Annotated in this window: 19 protein-coding genes; 3 read left to right on the forward strand and 16 right to left on the reverse strand. The window is 72.6% G+C overall.

What is annotated here, in order from left to right:
• Positions 1-44: 44 nt before the first annotated feature.
• Positions 45-1,601: a FadD3 family acyl-CoA ligase gene (locus SGA01_RS06975; protein WP_141294387.1), complete on the forward strand. Its 1,557-nt coding sequence runs from the start codon at positions 45-47 to the stop codon at positions 1,599-1,601.
• Between the two features lie 13 nt (positions 1,602-1,614).
• The gene (locus tag SGA01_RS06980) at positions 1,615-3,228 is read left to right on the forward strand and encodes a flavin-containing monooxygenase (protein ID WP_141294389.1); all 1,614 of its coding nucleotides are present in this window, start codon (positions 1,615-1,617) and stop codon (positions 3,226-3,228) included.
• A gap of 101 nt (positions 3,229-3,329) precedes the next feature.
• Here SGA01_RS06980 and SGA01_RS06985 read toward each other — a convergent pair whose 3' ends face one another.
• The 8 genes from SGA01_RS06985 to hsaA (SGA01_RS07020) form a co-directional block, all read right to left on the reverse strand.
• Positions 3,330-4,262, reverse strand: a complete 933-nt coding sequence (locus SGA01_RS06985; RefSeq protein ID WP_229918266.1) for an alpha/beta hydrolase — start codon at positions 4,260-4,262, stop codon at positions 3,330-3,332.
• Positions 4,259-5,023 (reverse strand): glucose 1-dehydrogenase, encoded by a 765-nt coding sequence (locus SGA01_RS06990; RefSeq protein ID WP_141294391.1) that lies wholly within the window; start codon positions 5,021-5,023, stop codon positions 4,259-4,261. The genes SGA01_RS06985 and SGA01_RS06990 overlap by 4 nt, the downstream gene beginning before the upstream one ends.
• Positions 5,023-6,741 (reverse strand): FAD-dependent oxidoreductase, encoded by a 1,719-nt coding sequence (locus SGA01_RS06995; protein WP_141294393.1) that lies wholly within the window; start codon positions 6,739-6,741, stop codon positions 5,023-5,025. Before SGA01_RS06995 ends, SGA01_RS06990 begins: the two co-directional genes overlap by 1 nt.
• Positions 6,742-6,820: 79 nt before the next feature.
• Positions 6,821-7,303, reverse strand: a complete 483-nt coding sequence (locus tag SGA01_RS07000) for a flavin reductase family protein (protein ID WP_079037227.1) — start codon at positions 7,301-7,303, stop codon at positions 6,821-6,823.
• Positions 7,291-8,184 (reverse strand): VOC family protein, encoded by an 894-nt coding sequence (locus SGA01_RS07005; protein WP_141294395.1) that lies wholly within the window; start codon positions 8,182-8,184, stop codon positions 7,291-7,293. The genes SGA01_RS07000 and SGA01_RS07005 overlap by 13 nt, the downstream gene beginning before the upstream one ends.
• 108 nt (positions 8,185-8,292) lie before the next feature.
• Positions 8,293-9,168 (reverse strand): 4,5:9,10-diseco-3-hydroxy-5,9,17-trioxoandrosta-1(10),2-diene-4-oate hydrolase, encoded by an 876-nt coding sequence (gene hsaD / locus SGA01_RS07010; protein WP_141294397.1) that lies wholly within the window; start codon positions 9,166-9,168, stop codon positions 8,293-8,295.
• Between the two features lie 12 nt (positions 9,169-9,180).
• Positions 9,181-10,347 (reverse strand): 3-hydroxy-9,10-secoandrosta-1,3,5(10)-triene-9,17-dione monooxygenase oxygenase subunit, encoded by a 1,167-nt coding sequence (gene hsaA / locus SGA01_RS07015; RefSeq protein ID WP_141294399.1) that lies wholly within the window; start codon positions 10,345-10,347, stop codon positions 9,181-9,183.
• A gap of 235 nt (positions 10,348-10,582) precedes the next feature.
• Positions 10,583-11,752, reverse strand: coding sequence for a 3-hydroxy-9,10-secoandrosta-1,3,5(10)-triene-9,17-dione monooxygenase oxygenase subunit (gene hsaA, locus SGA01_RS07020; protein ID WP_141294401.1), 1,170 nt, complete (start codon positions 11,750-11,752; stop codon positions 10,583-10,585).
• Positions 11,753-11,947: 195 nt separating this feature from the next.
• On the opposite strand from hsaA (SGA01_RS07020), the gene SGA01_RS07025 reads away from it, so the two are divergent.
• Positions 11,948-12,820 (forward strand): IclR family transcriptional regulator, encoded by an 873-nt coding sequence (locus SGA01_RS07025; protein WP_229918268.1) that lies wholly within the window; start codon positions 11,948-11,950, stop codon positions 12,818-12,820.
• Between the two features lie 77 nt (positions 12,821-12,897).
• Here the strand turns inward: SGA01_RS07025 and SGA01_RS07030 are convergent, their stop codons facing one another.
• The 8 genes from SGA01_RS07030 to SGA01_RS07065 form a co-directional block, all read right to left on the reverse strand.
• Positions 12,898-13,359 (reverse strand): SRPBCC family protein, encoded by a 462-nt coding sequence (locus SGA01_RS07030; RefSeq protein WP_255325159.1) that lies wholly within the window; start codon positions 13,357-13,359, stop codon positions 12,898-12,900.
• Positions 13,360-13,439: 80 nt separating this feature from the next.
• Positions 13,440-14,216 (reverse strand): SDR family oxidoreductase, encoded by a 777-nt coding sequence (locus SGA01_RS07035; protein ID WP_141294405.1) that lies wholly within the window; start codon positions 14,214-14,216, stop codon positions 13,440-13,442.
• A gap of 46 nt (positions 14,217-14,262) precedes the next feature.
• On the reverse strand, positions 14,263-15,318 hold the full coding sequence (locus SGA01_RS07040) for a ferredoxin--NADP reductase (RefSeq protein ID WP_141294406.1): 1,056 nt from the start codon (positions 15,316-15,318) through the stop codon (positions 14,263-14,265).
• Positions 15,311-15,538: a hypothetical protein gene (locus SGA01_RS07045; protein ID WP_141294408.1), complete on the reverse strand. Its 228-nt coding sequence runs from the start codon at positions 15,536-15,538 to the stop codon at positions 15,311-15,313. Before SGA01_RS07045 ends, SGA01_RS07040 begins: the two co-directional genes overlap by 8 nt.
• 1 nt (position 15,539) lies before the next feature.
• Positions 15,540-16,691 (reverse strand): 3-ketosteroid-9-alpha-monooxygenase, oxygenase component, encoded by a 1,152-nt coding sequence (locus SGA01_RS07050; RefSeq protein WP_141294410.1) that lies wholly within the window; start codon positions 16,689-16,691, stop codon positions 15,540-15,542.
• 35 nt (positions 16,692-16,726) lie between these two features.
• Positions 16,727-17,749, reverse strand: a complete 1,023-nt coding sequence (gene dmpG / locus SGA01_RS07055) for a 4-hydroxy-2-oxovalerate aldolase (RefSeq protein WP_141294412.1) — start codon at positions 17,747-17,749, stop codon at positions 16,727-16,729.
• A 12-nt stretch (positions 17,750-17,761) separates the two neighbouring features.
• On the reverse strand, positions 17,762-18,700 hold the full coding sequence (locus SGA01_RS07060) for an acetaldehyde dehydrogenase (acetylating) (RefSeq protein ID WP_141294414.1): 939 nt from the start codon (positions 18,698-18,700) through the stop codon (positions 17,762-17,764).
• Between the two features lie 7 nt (positions 18,701-18,707).
• Entirely contained in the window at positions 18,708-19,490 is a 783-nt protein-coding gene (locus SGA01_RS07065) for a 2-keto-4-pentenoate hydratase (protein WP_141294416.1), read from the reverse strand.
• Positions 19,491-19,517: the final 27 nt, after the last annotated feature.

Consider the following 19,517-nt stretch of genomic DNA (forward strand, 5'->3'; position numbering starts at 1 on the left):
CGACCCCGACGAGGGGCCGGGCGGCAGGGAGGACGTGACGGATCATGACAGGCGCGCAGACGGTCGCCCGACTCGCGGACCGGGCCGCTGAGACGTACGGGGACGAGGAGGCCCTCGTCTTCGACGAGGACCGCTGGACCTTCACGGAGCTGCGGGACCGGGTCGACCGGGTGGCCCGCGCGGTGATCGCGCGGGGGGTGCGGCCCGGCGACTCCGTCGCCGTGTGGGCACCCAACAGCGCCCGGTGGGTGGTGGCCGCGCTGGGCGCGGTGGCGGCCGGCGGGGTGCTCGTCCCGGTGAACACCCGCTACAAGGCGGCCGAGGCCGCCGACATCCTGCGTCGCTCCCGCGCCCGGTTCCTCTTCACCGAGCACGACTTCCTCGGTACGGACTACCGCGCCGTCCTCGCGGCGTCCGGGGAGGAACTTCCGCTGCTCGAAGGGACCGTGACCCTGCACTCCGCGGAGTGGGACCGGTTCCTGGCGGGCGCGGACCGGGTGACAGGGAAGGAGCGGCTGGCCCGGAGCGCCGCCGTCCGGCCCACGGACACCGCCGACATCCTCTTCACCTCCGGCACGACCGGCCGGCCCAAGGGCGTCCCCGCCACCCACGCGCAGAACCTGGGCGTGTACGAGGCGTGGGCCCGAGCGGTCACGCTCCGGCGCGGTGACCGCCATCTCCTGGTGAACCCGTTCTTCCACACCTTCGGTTACAAGGCGGGGGTTCTCGCCTGCCTGCTGCGCGGAGCCACGATCGTCCCCGAGCGGGTCTTCGACGAGGACACCGTCCTCGGCCGCATGCGCGACGAGCGGATCTCCGTCCTCACCGGCGCGCCCACCGTCTTCACCTCGCTCATCCACCATCCCCGGCGCGCGGAGTACGACCTGACGTCGATGCGGATGGCCGTCACGGGCGCCGCGAACATCCCGACCGCGCTCATCGAGCGGATCAGGACGGACCTCGGCGCGCGGAACGTCAGCACCGCGTACGGACTGACCGAGTCGACGGGTGTGGTCGCCGTCTGCCGGCCCCACGAGTCCCCGGAGACCCTGGCCCGCACCTCCGGAACGGCCCTGGAGGGCACGGAGCTGCGCGTCGACGCGCCGCCCGGGGAGCCCGGCGAGATCCTCACGCGCGGCCCTCACGTCATGCACGGCTACCTCGACGACCCCGAGGCCACCGCCGAGGCCGTCGACGCGGAGGGCTGGCTGCACACCGGGGACGTCGGCGTCCTCGACGAGCGCGGGTTCCTGCGGATCACCGACCGGCTCAAGGACATGTTCGTGGTCGGCGGGTTCAACGTGTACCCGGCCGAGGTGGAACAGGTGCTGCGCGGCCATCCGCACGTCCTGGACGCGGCGGTCGTGGGCGCGCCGGACGGGCGGCTCGGGGAGGTCGGCGTCGCCTACTGCGTACCGGCCGCGGGGGCCCGGATCGACTCGGCGGACCTGACGGCGTACACGCGGGAGCGCCTGGCCAACTTCAAGGCGCCGCGGGCCTTCCACTTCCTGCCGGAGCTTCCGCACAACGCCGCCGGAAAGGTCGACAAGGCGGCGCTGCGCCGCCGCACCACCACCCTTCGCACGGCATCCACCGGATGAGGAGAGTACGCACGTGAACGACAGCATCACCGACTCCGTCGACATCGTGGTCGTCGGAGCAGGCGTCACCGGTCTGTACGCCGTCCACAAGCTGCGCGGTCTCGGCTACCGTGTGCGCGGCTTCGAGCGCGGGGAGGACGTGGGGGGTGTCTGGTACTGGAACCGGTACCCGGGCGCCCGCTGCGACGTGGAGTCCGTGGACTACTCGTACTCCTTCGACGAGGAGCTCCAGCAGCAGTGGGACTGGAGCGAGAAGTACGCCACCCAGCCGGAGATCATGCGCTATCTGCGGCATGTCGCCGACCGCTTCGACCTGCGCCGCAGCTACACCTTCGGGACCTCGGTGACCTCGGCCGAGCTGGACGAGAGGACGCTGCGCTGGACGGTGCGCACGGACGGCGGCGAGGTGGTCTCGGCGCGGTTCTGCGTGTACGCCGTCGGCTGCCTTTCCAGTGCGCACGTGCCGGACGTCCCGGGGGTCGCGGAGTTCGGCGGCGCCACGTACCACACCGGCGCCTGGCCGCACGAGGGCGTGGACTTCACCGGTCTGCGCGTCGGTGTGATCGGCACCGGCTCCTCCGGCATCCAGGCGATCCCGCTGATCGCCGAGCAGGCGGCCCATCTGACCGTCTTCCAGCGCAGTGCCAACTACAGCATCCCGGCCGGCAACGCGCCGCTGGACGAGGAGACGCGCGGCCGGCAGAAGGCCGGCTACGCCGAGCGACGGCGGCTGTCCCGGCTCAGCGGCGGCGGCTCGCCGCACACCGGGCATCCGTCGCGGACGTTCGAGGTGTCCGAGGAGGAGCGGCGGGCTGCCTTCGAGGAGCGCTGGGAGCTGGGCGGGGTCCTGTACTCGAAGACGTTCCCCGACCAGCTCACGGACCGGGCGGCCAACGACGCGGCGCGCGCGTTCTGGGAGGAGAAGGTCCGCGCCCTCGTCGACGACCCGGGCTCGGCCGACCTGCTGGTCCCCACGGACCATCCGATCGGCACCAAGCGGATCGTCACCGACTCGCACTACTACGAGACGTTCAACCGCGACGACGTGCGTCTCGTGAGCCTGCGCGGGAACGCGATCGAGCGGGTCGACGGCGGCGGGGTGCTGCTGGCCGACGGGACGCGGGTGGAGCTGGACGCGATCGTGTTCGCGACCGGTTTCGACGCGATGACCGGGGCGATCGACCGGATCGACGTCCGGGGACGCGGCGGCCGGCGGCTCAAGGACGTCTGGAGCGAGGGTCCCCGCACCTATCTGGGCCTCGGGACCGACGGTTTCCCGAACCTGTTCAACCTCACCGGTCCCGGCAGCCCGTCCGTCATGGCCAACGTGGTCCTGTGCGCCGAGCAGCACGGCGACTGGCTCGCCGAGTGTCTGAGCCACATCGACGAGTACGGCTACCGGGGCATCGAGGCGAGCGCGGAGGCCGTGGAGAAGTGGGTCGGGGAGTGCCGAGACCGGGCGGCCGCCACGCTGTTCCCGGCGGCGGACTCCTGGTACCTGGGAGCCAACATCCCGGGGAAGCCGAGGGTGTTCATGCCGTTCATCGGGGGGTTCGGGGTGTACGGGGACATCATCGCGGGCGTGGCGGACTCCGGGTACAAGGGGTTCGACCTTCTGACGCGCTGAACCGCGCGGGACACGGCGACAGGCCCCGCCCCACCGGATCCGGTGGGGCGGGGCCTGTCCGCTCGTGCCCGTCGGGCCCGTCGTTACGTGGTGGCGCGGGGTCAGTGCGGGTCGAGGGCGGTGCGGTCGAGGGCGGTGCGCAGGAAGCCGAACGCCGTCGCGCGGGCCTCGGCCGCCTCGGGCAGACCGTCGACGGCCATGGTGAGGAAGCCGTGGAACATCCCCGCGTAGTGGTGGGCCGCCACGGGCACGCCGGCGGCGGTCAGGGCCTCCGCGTACGCCAGACCGTCGTCCCGCAGGGGGTCGAAGCCGGCGGTGACGACCTGGGCGGGCGGGAGCCCGGACAGGTCGGCGCCGGCCAGGGGGGCCGCGCGGGGGTCGGTACGGTCCGCGGGCTCGCGCAGGTACGCGTCCCAGTACCAGCGCAGGTGGTCGGAGGTGAGGAAGCGGCCCCGGCCGTGCTCGCGGTGCGAGGGCCGCGAGCGGGTGGGGTCGAGCATCGGGTAGTACAGCGCCTGGCAGGCGATGCCGGGGCCGCCCCGGTCGCGGGCGAGCAGGGCGAGGACCGTGGCGAGGTTGCCGCCGGCGCTGTCCCCCGCGACGGCGACCCGGCCGCCGGGGAACGTCCGGGCCGCCCAGAGCAGCGCCGTGTAGGCGTCCTCGGGGGCGGCGGGGAAGGGGTGCTCGGGAGCGCGGCGGTAGTCCACCGCGACGACCCTCGCGCCCGTGCCCCGGGCGAGGGCGCGGCAGAAACCGTCGTGGCTTTCGAGGTCGCAGAGGACGAAGCCGCCGCCGTGGCAGTACAGGATCACGGGGGCGTTCTCGTGGACGCCCGGGTCGTAGACGCGTACGGGTACGCCGTCGGCGTCCGCGTCCTCGACGTGGGCGACGGGGAGCGGTGTGACGACGGGCTTCTGCCGGGCGGCGAAGAAGGCCCGTACCTCGGTGATGTCCGTCATCTCCGTGCCCAGCGGCGGGAAGTGGGCGTCGGCCAGGTCGATGAGCGCCTGGACCTCGGGGGCGGGCTCGGTCACGCGTCCGGTCCTTTCGGGGGCAGGGCCGGCATCCGGCCGGCCGACGCCCCGCCGTCCACGGCGAGTTCGGCGCCGGAGAGGTAGGAGGCGTCGTCGGAGGCGAGGAAGGCGACGAGGCGGGCGACCTCGTCGGGCTGCCCGAAGCGGCCGAGCGGTGCGGCGGGGTGCGCCGACGTGTCGAGGTGGGCGGTCATCGCGGTGGCGATGGCCCCGGGGTGGACGGAGTTGACGCGGATGCCGTCCGGGCCGAGTTCGAGAGCGGCGGTCTTGGTGAGCCCGCGCAGTCCCCATTTCGCCGCTCCGTAGGCGCCGTGTCCCCAGATGCCCTGGAGTCCGGCCTGCGAGGAGATGTTCACGATGGACCCGCCGCCGCTCGCCCGCATCGCGCCGGCCACGGCGCGGATGCCGAGGAACGGGCCGATCAGGTTGACGCGGAGGAGTGCCTCCAGGCGGGCCGGGTCCTCGTCGACGATGGGTGAGGTGGAGTAGATCGCGGCGTTGTTGACGAGTACGTCGAGCCTGCCGAAGGTGTCGACGGCGGCGGTCACGGCCGTGGTCCAGGAGCGCTCGTCGGTCACGTCGTGGCGTACGAAGCGGGCGGCGGGGCCGAGGGATGCGGCCGTCGCCTCGCCCTCGGCCTCGCGGACGTCGGTGAGGACGACCCGCGCGCCGAGGGCGACGAGGAGACGGGCCTCGGCCTCGCCCATGCCGCGGGCCGCGCCGGTGACGAGCGCGACCTTTCCGGTGAGGTCGGCGGCCATCAGCGGCGCTCCCGGGTCTCGCGCGCCTCGTGGGTCCCGCGGCTTTCCCGGGTCTCGCGGGTGCGGGCGATGTCGTTGACGGCGAGCCAGCTGAAGGTCATGGCGGGGCCGATGGTCGCGCCGGGGCCCGGGTAGGTCTCGCCCATGACCGCCGCCGAGACGTTGCCGGAGGCGTACAGGCCGTCGATCGGTGTTCCGTCCTCGCGCAGCACGCGGGCCGTCGCGTCGGTGACGAGGCCGCCCTTGGTGCCGATGTCGCCCGGGTGCACGGGGATCGCGTGGAACGGCCCCTTCTCCAGGGGCGCCAGGTTGGGGTTGGGGAGCGTCGGGTCGCCGTAGTAGCGGTCGTAGACGCTGTCGCCGCGGTGGAAGTCCTCGTCGCGGCCGGCCCGGGCGAAGCCGTTGAAGCGGTCCACCGTGGCGCGCAGCCGCGCCGGGGGGACGCCGATCCTCCCGGCCAGTTCCTCGACGGTGGCGGCCTTCTTGACGAAGCCGCTCTCCAGCCACGGCTTGGGGAACGGCCGGCCCGGGAGCAGGCCCATGAAGAGGTAGCGGGACTTGGCGGCGGCGTCGAGGATCAGCCAGGACGGCACGGTGGTGGCGCCGGGCTTGTCGTGGGCGTACATGGCGTCGACGAACTCGTGGTACGGGGCTGCCTCGTTGGCGTAGCGGTCCCCCGCCCCGTCGACGATCACCATGCCGGGGACGCCGCGGTCGGCGACGAGGAAGAACGGCGTGCCGTCGGGGACCACGACGGACGGCGCGCCCCACACCTTGTCCATCAGGTCGGTTCCGGCGCCGAGCGCCGTGGCCAGCTCCAGGGCGTCGCCGGTCTGTCCGTCGGCGGCGGCGCTCCACTCGGTGGAGGTGGGGGCCGGCAGGTACTTCTCCCGGAGGCGCTGGTCGTGCGAGAAGCCTCCGGAGGCGAGGACCACTCCGCCGGTCGCCCGGATCGCGAGGTCCCGGCCGTCGCGGGTGACGCGGATCCCGGCGATCCGGCCGTCCTTCTCCACCAGGCCGGTCAGCGGCGTGGACAGCCACAGTTCGCCGCCGAGGGCGTCCAGCGAGTGCCGCATGCGGGCGATCAGCGCCTCGCCGAGGGAGAGCAGTCGCTGCCCGGAGAGCAGGGCCTTGACCGCCCGGCCGCCGACCCTGGCGGCGGTCCGCCGGCCGGCCCAGGTGCGGCCGACCATGTTGAGCCGGCGGAAGTCCTTGGAGGTGATGGTGAGGCCGTACGTGGGCAGTCCCGCCCGGCGCATGGTGGCGCGCTGCTCGGGACCCAGTCTCTTGAAGTCGAAGATGCGGGGTTCGACGGAGCGGCCCTGCGGGTAGCCGCCGAGCCGCTCCGGGTAGTAGTCGGAGTAGCCAGGGGTGTAGACGAACCGTACGGCGGTGCGGTCGTGGAACTCCCTGACCATCCGCGGTCCGTACGCGAGGTAGGCGTCCTTGCGCTCGGCGGGCACCCGGTCGCCGACGGTGGCGTCGAGGTAGGCGCGGGCCTTCTCTGGGGTGTCGCCGAGCCCGGCGGCGTCCAGGTGGAAGTTGTTCGGCACCCAGATGGCGCCGCCGGACAGGGCGGTCGAGCCGCCGTACACATCGGTCTTCTCCACCACCAGGACGGTCAGGCCGCGCAGCCGGGCGGTGAGGGCCGCGGCCATCCCGGCGGAGCCGGAGCCGACCACGACCACGTCGTACGTGTGGTCCCAGGTGTCGTTCATCGGGTTCTCCCTCGTCGTGTCCGAGCGGCTCCGGCCGCGGGATCAGCGGGCGGTGGTGCGGGCTCCGTGTCGATGGGCATCAGAAGGCGCCGACGGCGTAGCGGCTGCGGAAGAACAGCAGCGGCCGGCCGTCCTCGCGGGCGTCGAGCGCGACCACCTGGGCGGTGACCAGGGAGTGGTCGCCCGCCTCGTGGACGGAGTGGAGTACGCACTCGACGAAGGCCAGGGCCCCGTCGACGCGTACCGTCCCGTGCTCGCCGACACTCCAGGGCACGTCGGCGAACTTGTCGGCTCCGCTGCGGCCGAGGGCGGCGCAGGTGTCCCGTTGGTCCTCGGCGAGGATGTTGACGCAGAAGCGGCCGGCCCGCTCGATCCTCGGCCAGCTGCTCGACGACTTGCCCACGGCGAGCATGACCAGCGGGGGGTCGAGGGAGAGCGAGGCGAAGGACTGGCAGGCGAAGCCCACGGGTTCGCCCGCGTCGAGCGCGGCCACGACGGTGATGCCGCTGGCGAAGCGGCCGAGGACGTCGCGGAAGTCGGCGGGGTCGATCAGCCGTTCCACTGGTGGCCCCAGAAGCTGTCGGCGGTGATCTCCTTGGCGACCCAGGTGGCGGGGTCGACGATCAGGCCGTCCCAGCCGTACTCGACCTGGAAGCCGCCGGGTGCCTGGGCGTAGAACGACACCATGCGGTCGTTGGTGTGGCGGCCGAGGCTGGAGGCGATGGGGATGCCCGCGGCCTTGGTGCGGTCGAGGCCTCGGCCCACGTCGTCGAGGGTCTCCAGCTCCACCATGAAGTGCACGATGCCCGGGGGCAGTGCGCCGGGGTAGAGGCCCAGGCTGTGGTGGCGGCTGTTGGGGCTCATGAAGTGCATCCAGTGGAAGTCCCGCTGCTCCGCGGCCGTCGGGACGGCCTGCGGCGGGAGCTTCATGGAGTCGCGGAGCTGGAAGCCGAGGAGGTTCTCGTAGAAGTCGAGCGCGGCCTCGATGTCGGGGACCGGGAGCACGACGTGGCCGAGGCCGAGGTCGCCGGTGACGAAGCGGTTGCCGTACGGGGTGGCGAGCGGGGTGTGGTCCTGTGCCTGGCCCCAGTAGATCTCCAGCGGGTTGCCGCAGGGGTCCGTCACGCGGACCAGGCCCTGGACGCGGCGCTCGGCGAGTTCGGCGTCGTCCGCGGCCTTGACGGCGACGCCGGCCGCCTCCAGCTCGGCGGCGGCCGTGGCGAGCGCGGCGGCGTTGGCCACCTCCCAGCCGGCCGCGAGCAGCCGGTCGCTCTCGCCCGCCTGGACGGCAATGCGGTACGCGCGGTCGTCGACGCGCAGGAGGAGGGTGTCGTCGGTGGTGCCGGGCGCCTGCGCCATGCCGAGGACGTCGAGCGCGTAGCGACGCCAGGCGTCGAGGTCGGTGGTCTCCAGGCGCAGGTATCCGAGAGCGCGGATGTCCATGGTGGTGCACCTTTCCGTCAGGTGGTGTCAGTGGTGCCGGTAGTGCCGGTGGTGTCAGTGGTGTCAGTGGTGTCAGTGGTGCCGGTAGTGCCGGTGGTGTCAGTGGTGTCAGTGGGAGAAGAAGTCGAGCGCGAGCCGGTTGAACTCGTCGGCCCGCTCGACCTGGGCCCAGTGGCCGCAGTGCGGGAAGACGTGCAGGCGGGCGTCGGGGATGGTCTTGAGGGCGACGAAGGCGCCGTCGAGGGGGTTGACGCGGTCCTCGCGTCCCCAGGTGAGGAGGACCGGCTGGGTGATGCGGTGGGCCTCGCGCCACAGCATCACGTCCTCGGCCCAGGCGGGTTCGGCGAACGAGGCCCCCATCCGGGCGTTGCCCAGCCGGGTGTCGGGATCGTTCGCCGAGGCCCAGCGCTCCTCGACGAGTTCGTCCGTGACGATCGACGGGTCGTACGACATCACACCCAGGAACGCCCGGAGTTGGTCCTTGGTCGGCTCCGGGGATGCGCTGAACTCGAAGAGGCGCTTGATGCCCTCGGTCGGGTCCGGGGCGAAGAGGTTGACGGACACACCGCCGGGGCCCATCAGGAGGAGCTTGGCGACCTTGCCGGGGTGGTTCAGGGCCATGCGGACGGCGGTGCCGCCGCCGAGGGAGTTCCCGACGAAGTGCGCCCGCTCGATGCCCAGTTCGTCCATCAGCGCGGCCACGGCGTCCGCGCTGTAGCTGAAGTAGTCCTTGTCGAGCTCCGGCTTGTCCGAGCGGCCGTAGCAGGGCTGGTCGACGAGGAGCGTACGGAAGTGCTCGGCGAAGACCGGGAGGTTGCGGCCGAAGTTGCTCCAGCCGGAGGCGCCGGGGCCGCCGCCGTGCAGCATGATCACGACGGGCGCCGGGTGCCCGTCGCCGGGGCCGGCCTCGTGGTAGTGGAGGGTGAGTCCCGCCGCCTTGGCGATGCGGGACGTGGACGCGTGGGTGAGCTCTGCCTCTGCCATCTGCGGCGCCTCTCAGGCCATGGTGTCGTGGATGTCGATGCCGAGCGCGCACTGCCCGTACATGACGAGGGCCCGCTCGGGGTCGTTGGCCGCGTGGCCACGACCGGTGTGGGCGTCGCGCCAGGCGCGCTGGACGGGGCCGGGGCCGGTGCGCATGGCGCTGCCGCCGGCGTTCTCCATGAGGAGGTCGATCGCCGCGACACAGCGTTCGGTGGCGAGCACCTGGTCCCGGCGGGTGCGGGTGCGGAGCTCCATGGGGAGCTCCTCGTCGCGCCGCGCGAGCGCGTACATCTCGCCGATGTTCCGGGTCATCTGGAGCCAGCTCGCGTCGATGTCACTGGCGGCCCGGGCGATGCGGACCTGCGCGAAGGGGTCCTCGGCGACCTTCTGGCCGTAGGAGACACGGAACCTCTGCCGGGTGGCCTCGGTGTAGGCCTCGTACGCGCCCTCGGCGATCCCGACGATCGGGGTGGAGATCGTGGCGGTGAAGACCCCGGCGTACGGCAGCCGGTACAGCGGTTCCCGGTTGAGCTCGTGGCCGGGGACCTTCAGGGCGGTGACCGGTCCGAAGCTCAGGGCGCGGTGCTCGGGGACGAAGACGTCCTCGGCGACGACGTCGTTGCTGCCGCTCCCGCGCAGCCCGACGGTGTCCCACACGTCGTCCACGCGGTAGTCGGAGCGGGGGATCAGGAAGGTGCGCATGTCCACCGGGTTGCCCTCGGCGTCGGGGACGAGGCAGCCGAGCAGGGCCCACTGGACGTGGTCGCAGCCGGAGGAGAAGTGCCAGCGGCCGGAGAGCCGGAAGCCGCCGTCGACGGCGGTCGCCCTGCCGGTGGGGGCGTACGAGGAGGCGATACGGGCCTTGGGGTCCGCGCCCCACACCTCCTGCTGGGCGCGCGGGTCGAAGAGGGCGACGTGCCAGGGGTGGACGCCGACCACCGAAGCGACCCAGCCGGTCGAGCCGCACGCCTTGGCGATCTCCTTGACCGCCGAGTAGAAGACCAGCGGGTCCGCCGCCCGGCCGCCGAAGGCCTGTGGCTGGAGCAGCTGGAAGAAGCCGGTGTCCTCGATCTCCTTGATGGACGCGTCGGGTACGCGGCGCAGGGCCTCGGCCTCGGCGGCGCGCTCGCGCAGACCGGGGGCGAGATCGCGGATCGCTGCCAGGACGTCGTCGGCCATGGGGCATCCCCTTTCGGGTCGTGGTGGGGGAAGTGCCAGGACCGTACGACGCGGTGTCGCGCGGCGAAATGCGCTGCTCCCACTGAGCGGGAAGGAGCGCGGGGCGCGGGGCGCGAGGTGTTCGTGCAGGGGGTGAAGGGGTGGCAGGAGAGGCCGGAGGAGCCGGTGGGACTGGAGGGGCCGGTGGGCCGCGTGCCGCAGGCCGCGCGCCGCAGGCCGTCAGAGCATCGGGTCGTCAGAGCATCGGGTCGTGGACGGCGATGCCCAGGGCGTCCTGGCCGAAGAGGAGCAGCGCCCGCTCCACGTCGTTTGCCGCCTGCCCCCGGCCGGTGTGCAGGTCCCGCCAGGCGCGCTGGAGAACGTCCGCGCCGCCGCGCAGGGGGCTCCCTCCGGCGTTCTCCATCAGCAGGTCCACGGCCGAGATCGCGCGTTCGGTGGCGAGCACCTGGTCGCGGCGGGCCCGCGCGCGCAGGGACGTCGACGGCTCCCGGCGGTCGCGGGCCACGGCGTACAGGTCGGCCGTGTTGCGGTCCAACTGCAGCCGGCTCGCGTCGATGTCGCCGGCCGCGCGGGCCACCCGTACCTGCGCGAAGGGGTCCTCGGCGACCCGCTGCCCGTAGGAGGCGCGGAAGCTCTCGCGGGCTGCCGCGACGTACTCCTCGTACGCGCCCTCGGCGATGCCGACCATGGCGGTCGAGATCGCAGTGGTGAAGACGGCTGCGTACGGCAGCCGGTACAGCGGCTCGGGGTTGACCTCGTGTCCCGGGCAGCGCAGGGCGGTCACCGGGCCGAAGCCGAGGGTCCGGTGGTCGGGGACGAAGGCGTCCTCGACGACGATGTCGTTGCTGCCGCTGCCGCGCAGGCCGACCGCCTCCCAGACGTCGTCGACGCGGTAGTCGGCGCAGGGCACGAGGAAGGTCCGCATGTCGACGGGCCGGCCCTCGCCGTCGGTGACGAGCCCCCCGAGGAGGGCCCATTGAGCGTGGCCGCAGCCCGCCGAGAGGTGCCACCGGCCGGACAGCCGGAAGCCGCCGTCGACCGGGGTGACCTCTCCGGTGGGGGCGTGGGAGGAGCAGATCCGGGCGGTGTCGTCCGCGCCCCACACGTCCTTCTGGGCCCGGGAGTCGAAGAGGGCCAGGTGCCAGGGGTGGACGCCCAGGACGGCCGCTGCCCAGCCGGTCGAGCCGCAGGCCTTGGCGATCTCCCGGAGCGCCGCGTAGAAGACGTCCGGGGCGGCGGCGAAGCCGCCGTACGCCCTGGGCCGGAGGAGCCGGAAGAAGCCGGCCTGTTCGAGCTCCTCGACGGTCGAGTCGGGCACGCGGCGCAGCGCCTCGGTGCCGGCCGCGCGCTCGCGCAGGGCGGGGGCGAGGGCACGGACCGCCGCGAGAACGTCGTCGTCGCGCATGCGCGCCCCTCTCTGATCCTCAGCCCGGCCTCCGGGCCGTCCTGCTGCGGAGTGCTGACGCCAGGGAAACTACGCGTTACTGTTCCGAAACGAAACACCCTCTTCACAGTCACCGGAACCCTCTGGCAATCTCCACGCAATACCGGAGATTACGGACGTGGTCGGGCTTGCCTGCCGTCCGTGTGGGAGGTGCCGATGACGACGCCAGCTGTCGAGGCCGGATGTCCGCCCCTGTCCCTGCTGGAGAAGGCGGCGAAGGTGCTGAGCGCCTTCCAGAGCGCGGGGCCCCGACTCACCCTGACCGAGGTCGTGCAGCGTTCCGGCATCAGCCGGTCCTCCGCGCACCGCATCCTCGATCAGCTGGTGCAGCTGCGCTGGCTGGAGCGCGAGGGCCGGGACTACCGGCTCGGCATGGGCATGTTGGAGCTCGGGGCGATGGCCTCGCACCACAATCGGCTGCGCCGGGCCGCGCTGCCCCATCTGCACGCCCTGCACGAGGCCACGGGCCACCTGGTCCACCTCACCGTGCTCGACGGCACCGAGGTGGTCTACCTGGAGCGGATCGGCGGCGCGGACGACTCCGGTGTGCCCTCACGGACGGGCGGGCGTCAGCCCGCGTACTGCACGGCCTCGGGCAAGGCGATCCTGGCCTTCAGCGACCCGTCGGTGACGGAGCAGGTGATCCGGCACGGCCTGCGGCCGCGGACGCCGCGCACGATCACCCGGCCCGATTCCTTCCGGGGCGAGCTGGCGATGGCGCGGGAGCGCGGGGTGGCGTTCGACCACGAGGAGGGGTTCCGGGGCGTCTTCTGCGTGGCCGCGCCGCTGCGCGGTGCGGGCCGGGCCGTCGCCGCGATCTCGGTGTCCGGCAACGGCGTCCACCGCGAGCTGGAGCGGATCGCACCCGCCGTGCGCGGCTGCGCGCGGTCCGTCTGGCAGGCGATGTTCGGTCCGGGCCGGCACTCCGAGAAGCAGGCGCAGCCGGCCGGGGCGGTGGCGGCTCCCGGGTTCTCGCAGCCGTCGATGGACAACATGATGGAGTGGCTGCGCTTCAGCGAGTGGATGTAGCGAGTAGATGTATTGCCTGGACACGACGACTCCGTCCCCGGTGGACACCCTGGGGTGTCCACCGGGGACGGAGTCGGTCACCGGGTCGTACGGCCCGGATCGTCCGGGAAGCGGGCTCGGAGGGCGTCGAGTCCGGCGGCGTACGTGCCGTCCCCGAAGACCGCCTCCACCTGCGGCACCAGCTCGTCCGGCGCCCGGTAGACGGCTGACCACCGGACCTCGGCGCCGTCGGGGTGGGGGTGTACGGCGAGGGTCGCCTCGTAGCCGGCGACTGGCAGTGCCGGCGGGTCGAGGAGGGCGTAGCGGTACGAGCGGGTGCCGGGCTCGCGGGCGAGGAGCCGCTCACGGGCGACGACCCTGCCGTCGAGCGCGAAGACCCGTACGGTCCCCGGGGTTTCCGGGTCGGCTTCGTGTTCCAGGGTGGCGGGCGGTACGTGCGGATGCCAGGTGGCGAGTCCGCCGAAGCCGCCGATGACCGCCCACACTTCGTCGGGGCCGGCGGCGAGCACGGTGGAGCGCTCGATGGTTCGGGGGTGCACGGACGGGGCCTCCGGCCTCTCGGTTCGGGTCGTCACCGGGTGCGGTGTGCAGCCGGTGCGGTGTGCAGCCGGTGCGGTCGTCACCACGTGTGGTCGCCGCGCAGGACGGCGTCCGCGCCTCCGTCGGCGAAGACGACCTGTCCGGTGACGAGGGTGTTCTCGGGCGAGACGAGCCATGCGATCAGCGGGGCGAGCTGCTCGGGTCGCGTGTGGCCGTGCAGGGGCATCGGCACGCTCCGCTCGACGAGTCCGCGCATCTCCGGGTCGTCGAGCAGGGGTCGGGTCAGCGGTGTGACGACCACGCCGGGTGCCACGGCGTTGAGCGGGACGCCTGCCCCGGCCCAGTCGTCGGTGATCGCGGAGCGGCGGACCCAGCGGGAGACCGCCGCCTTGGAGGAGGAGTAGACGAGGTGGCCCTCGCCCCGGTCGACGGCCGCCCGGGAGGCGGCCACCGCCGCGGGCTCGTCGCCCGCGAGCGCGGCTTCGACGATCGCGGGGTCGGTCGGGTGCACGGAGTCGATGGACCCGACGACCAGGGCCCTCGGGTCGGTGCCGGCGGCGAGGAGGGGGCGCAGTCCGTCGAGTGTGGCGACGGCGCCGAAGTGGTTGAGCCGGACGGTGAGCGGGTCGAAGTGGGCGACGCCCGCGCAGGAGACGACGGCGTCGAGTCGGCCTCCGGTGAGCTCGTGGGCGCGGGTGACGAGTTCGGCCCGGCCCTCGGGTGTGGCCAGGTCCGCCGTGATGTCGGCGTCCTGGAGGTCGGCGCCGATGACGGCACGGCCCTGGGCCCGCAGGAGGGCGGCGGTGGCCTTGCCGATGCCGGAGGCCGCTCCGGTGACCAGGCAGGTGCGAGGCATGGGGGTTTCCTTCCCGGGAGTGTGAGGCGGGTGTCGGGCGAGGGCGTCAGGAGTAGCTGATCGCGACCCTGTCGGTGAGCGGCAGGGCCTGGCAGGCCAGGACGTATCCCTCGGCCAGGTCCTCGTCGTCCAGGACGTCGTTGCGGAGCATCTTCACGTCGCCCGCCACGACCCGGCAGGTGCAGGCGCTGCAGGCGCCCTCCCGGCACGAGTACGGGGCGTCCACCCCGGCCGCGAGGAGGGCGTCGAGCAGCGGGGTGGTCGGAGGCCAGGCGAGGGTGTGGGTCTCGCCGTCGAGCTCCACCTCCGCCGTGCCGACGCCGGCGACCGGTGCGGCGGGCGTGGGTGCCGCCTGGGCGGGGGCGTCGAAGACGTGTCCGCCGAGGGAGAAGAACCGCTCCCGGTGGATGCGGTGGCCCGGCGTGCCGACCGCGCGCAGTGCCTGTTCGACGGCGTCCATGAGGGGTTCCGGGCCGCAGACGAAGGCCTCGCGGTCGGCGTACGGCGCGAGCGCGGCGGCCAGCCGGTCCGCGCGGGGCAGGCCCTGGAGCGACTCCAGCCAGTGGACCACGAGGAGCCGGTCCGGGTGGTTCGCGGCCAGCTCCCGCAGTTCGTCGCGGAAGATGACCGAGGACTCGTCGCGGTTGGCGTACAGGAGCACGACACGTCCCTGTCCCCCGGCGAGGACCGACTTGGCGATCGACAGGACCGGCGTGATGCCGCTCCCGCCGGCGGCGAGGAGCAGGTCGCGGTCGAGGGAATCGGGCGTGAAGGTGCCGGCCGGGGGCAGGACCTCCAGCTCGTCGCCCGCCGCGACGTGGTCGCACACCCAGTTGGAGCCGTGTCCGCCGGCCACCCGTTTGACGGTGACCTTCAGGGGTTCGCCGGTGTGGGGCGAGCCGGCGAGGGAGTAGCAGCGGGCGGCCGGTCTCCCGTCCGCGCCGGGGAGTTTGAGGGTGAGGAACTGGCCGGGGCGGTACGTGAACCGGTCCGCGCTCTCCGGTGGCGCCTGGAGCACCAGGGAGTGCGCGTCGGCCGTCTCGGGGATCACTTGGACGACGCGCAGCCGGTGGGTGCGCGCGCCGGTCGGCCGCTCAGGCATCGGCGGCCTCCAGGGTGCCGTCGTCCACCGCGCGCTCGATGCTCGACCGCAGGGCCCGGCAGGTCCGGATCCGGGCGGTGGTCGCGCCCTCGCTCACCCGGTCGCGGAACTCCGCGCAGACGACGGCCGCTTCGGCGGTCCACTGCACGGAGGTGTGGGCCCTGCTGAACTTCTCGCACAGGACCTGGTTGCCGCAGGTCGCACACTCCACCGGTCGCATGTCAGGCTCCGGTCTCCGGCGCCGCCGCGCGGCGGGCGAGGTTCTCCTCGACCTCCGCGTGCCAGGCCTCGTTGGCACGCCGGGTGTCGATCTCGAACTCGAAGCGGCGGGTCATCTCGTCCTTGACGTCGGTGACGTCGACGTAGAACTGCTCGTACCAGCGGCGCAGTTGGTAGACCGGGCCGTCCTCCTCGGTGAGCAGGGGGTTGTCGATCCGGGTCTTGTTCCGCCAGATCTCGATGTCCTGCTCGAAGCCGGTCTCCAGTCCCCCGATCAGGCTCCGGGCGGCCTCGGCGGCAGCCTCGTCGGTCATGCCGGGCAGCTTCTTGACGATCGCCCCGTACTGGAGCATGAAGCTGTCGGCGCTGATCGGGTAGTGACTGTTGATCAGCACCATCTCCATCTCGACGCCGGGGGCCACCTCGGTCCACACGTAGTCGATCATGTAGGACGGGCCGTAGTACGAGGCGTCGGAGCGCAGCGGAGAGCTGAGGTTGCCCAGGTCCATGTCACCGCGCGGGGCGCTTTCCATGTACTGGGTGGCGACGTGCCCGTCGAAGACGTTCTTGAAGTACGTGGGGAACGCGTAGTGGACGTAGAAGAAGTGCGCCATGTCCACGACGTTGTCCACGATCTCGCGACAGTTCGAGCCGTCGACCCGCGCGGTCTTCCAGGTCCAGGCGCTCCACTCGCCCGCGTCCGGGCCGTGGACGCCCTCGATCTCGGGAATGGTGACCTCGGCCGGCGGCGGGTTGCCCTCGGGGTCGTGCCAGACGAAGAGTTGCCGGTTGCGCTCCAGGGTGGTCCAGGCGCGGGTGCGGGCGCGGGGCGGGACGCGGCGGGCGTACGGGATGCCGGCGCAGCGGCCGTCGCCGGACCAGCGCCAGTCGTGGAAGGGGCAGGCGACGGCGTCGCCCTTGACGGTGCCGTGGGCGAGGTTGCCGCCCATGTGGGGGCAGTAGGCGTTGAGGATGTGCAGCTGTCCGTCGTCCTCGCCCTGGAAGACGACCAGCTTGGTGCCGAAGGCCTCGATCTCGTGCGGCTTTCCGTCCTTGAAGCTGTCGGCGAGGCCGAGGCAGTGCCAGCCCCGGGCGAAGCGGGCGGGCGCGTTGCCCGCCTCGATGACACGGACCTCGTCGTTGAGCGCAGTCATCTCGTCCCTCGTTCCTTCTGTCGGTTCGGATCGGTTCAGTTCTGTGCGGCGAGCTCGACGGCGATGTCGATGAGCTGGTCCTCCTGGCCGCCCACGAGGCGGCGCTCGCCCGCGCGCAGGAGGATCTCGGCGCCGGAGACGCCGTAGCGCTCGGCCTGCCGGTAGGCGTGCTTGAGGAAGCTGGAGTAGACGCCGGCGTGGCCCATGAGCAGGGCGAGCCGGTCGAGTCGGCACTCGTCGTCCATGACCGGGCGGACCACGTCCTCCGCCGCGTCGATGATCTTCAGGACGTCGATGCCGGTCCGGATGCCCATCTTGGCGCAGACGGCGACGAGCGCCTCGACCGCGGTGTTGCCGGCGCCCGCGCCGAGTCGGCGGGTGGAGCCGTCGATCTGCAGCGCGCCCGCCCGGACGGCGGCGATGGAGTTCCCGGTGCCGAGGGCCAGGTTCTCGTGTCCGTGGAAGCCGACCTGGGCGTCGTCGCCGAGCTCGGCGACGAGGGCCTGGACGCGGTCGGTGACGTCGTCCATGACCATGGCGCCGGCCGAGTCGACGACGTACACGCACTGGCAGCCCGCGTCGGCCATGATCCGGGCCTGCCGCGCGAGCTTCTCGGGTGTCGTCGAGTGGGCCATCATCAGGAAGCCGACGGTCTCCAGGCCCCGTTCGCGGGCGAGTCCGAAGTGCTGGACCGCGATGTCGGCCTCGGTGCAGTGGGTGGCGATGCGGCAGATGCCCGCGCCGTTGTCGTGGGCGGCCCGGATGTCGTCCTTGACGCCGAGTCCGGGGAGCATGAGGAAGGCGATCCTGGCCTGCCGCGCGGTGTTCACCGCGATCGTGATGAGTTCCTGTTCGGGGGTCCTGGAGAAGCCGTAGTTGAAGGAGGATCCGCCGAGTCCGTCGCCGTGTGTCACCTCGATCACCGGGACACCGGCGCCGTCGAGGGCCGCGACGACGGAGCGTACGTCCTCGCCCGTGAACTGGTGCCGCTTGGCGTGCGAGCCGTCGCGGAGCGAGGAGTCGGTGATCCGGATGTCGAGGGTGTCCGAGTAGGGCATGGGGTGGGCTCCTTACGCGCGAGTCGCGAGGACCGCCTTGGCGAACTCCTCGCCGACCCTGGTGGCGGCGGCGGTCATGATGTCGAGGTTTCCGGCGTAGGGCGGCAGGTAGTCGCCCGCGCCCTCGACCTCCAGGAAGATCGCGACGCGCGCCATCCCGCCGTTCTCCGGGCTCGGGTCGTCGAACTGCGGCTCGGTGCGCAGTCGGTAGCCGGGGACGTAGGCGGCGACCTGCTCGGCGATCTCCTTGACGGAGGCGGCGACGGCGGCCCGGTCGGCGTCCTCGGGGATCGCGCAGAAGACGGTGTCCCGCATGATGACGGGCGGCTCGGCGGGGTTGAGGATGATGATCGCCTTGCCGCGCGCGGCGCCGCCGATCGTCTCGATGCCGCGTGCGGTGGTACGGGTGAACTCGTCGATGTTCGCGCGGGTTCCGGGTCCGGCCGAGACGGAGGCCACGGAGGCCACGATCTCCGCGTACGCCACGGGGACCACGCGGGAGACGGCGTACACCATGGGGATGGTGGCCTGCCCGCCGCAGGTGATCATGTTCACGTTGGGCTTGTCGAGGTGCTCGCGCAGGTTCGCGGGCGGGACGACGGCGGGGCCGACGGCCGCCGGCGTCAGGTCGACGGCCTTGATGCCGAGCTCGGCGTAGCGCGGGGCGTTGGCCCGGTGGACGTAGGCGCTGGTGGCCTCGAAGACGATGTCGGGCTTCTCGTCCTGGGCGAGCAGCCAGTCGACGCCCTCGTGGCTGGCCTCCAGGCCGCTGCGGCGGGCGCGGGCGAGGCCCTCGCTGTCGGGGTCGACGCCGATCATCCAGCGGGGTTCGACGTGCTCGGAGCGGAGGAGCTTGTAGAGGAGGTCGGTGCCGATGTTGCCGGATCCGACGATCGCGGCGGTCGCCTTGGTCGGTGTGGGCGGTGTGGTCGGTGCGGTCGTGGTGGTCATGATCACCTCAGATGAAGTCCAGGGAGACCGGGCCCAGCCCGGTGAAATCGGCGGTGAAGGTCGCGCCGGGCGCCACGTCGACGGCCCGGGTGCACGAGCCGGGCAGCACCACGTGCCCCTTCTTCAGGGAGACCCCGAAGCGGGCCACCGTGCGGGCGAGCCAGGCGACGGAGAGCGCCGGGTCGCCGAGGACGGCGTCGCCGCGCCCCTCGGCGAGGAGTTCGCCGCCGCTGCTCAGCCGCGCCTCGATCGCCCTCAGGTCGAGCTCGCGGGGGTCGCGGCCCTCACCGATGACGTATCCGGCGGAGGAGGCGTTGTCCGCGATGGTGTCGGCGATGGTGATCCGCCAGTCGCGGATCCTGCTGTCGATCAACTCCAGTGCGGGCACGACGCGTTCCGTCGCGGCCAGCACGTCGGCGGCGGTGCAGGTCTCGCCCGGGAGGTCGTCGCCGAGGACGAAGCCGACCTCGACCTCGACGCGCGGGTGGCAGTAGCGGGAGACGGGAACCGGGACGTCGGGGCGCAGCTCCATGTCGTGGAGCAGGTGGCCGTAGTCGGGCTCGTCGACGCCCATCATCCGCTGCATGACGGGGGACGACAGGCCGACCTTGTGGCCGCGCACCTCGGCCCCCGCCGCGAGGCGGTGCCGGATGTTGAGGAGCTGGATCTCGTACGCGTCCTCGGTGTCGATGCCGGGGAATCCCGAGGTCAGCGGGGCGATCGGCGTGACGCCGTGTTCGGCGGAGCGCAGCAGCTCGGCCGCCTCGTGTCTCTGGCGGTCCGTGAGCATGGCGGGTCCCTCCTGCGGGCGGTTGGG

The organism is Streptomyces gardneri (assembly GCF_006539185.1).
Lineage (GTDB): Bacteria > Actinomycetota > Actinomycetes > Streptomycetales > Streptomycetaceae > Streptomyces > Streptomyces gardneri.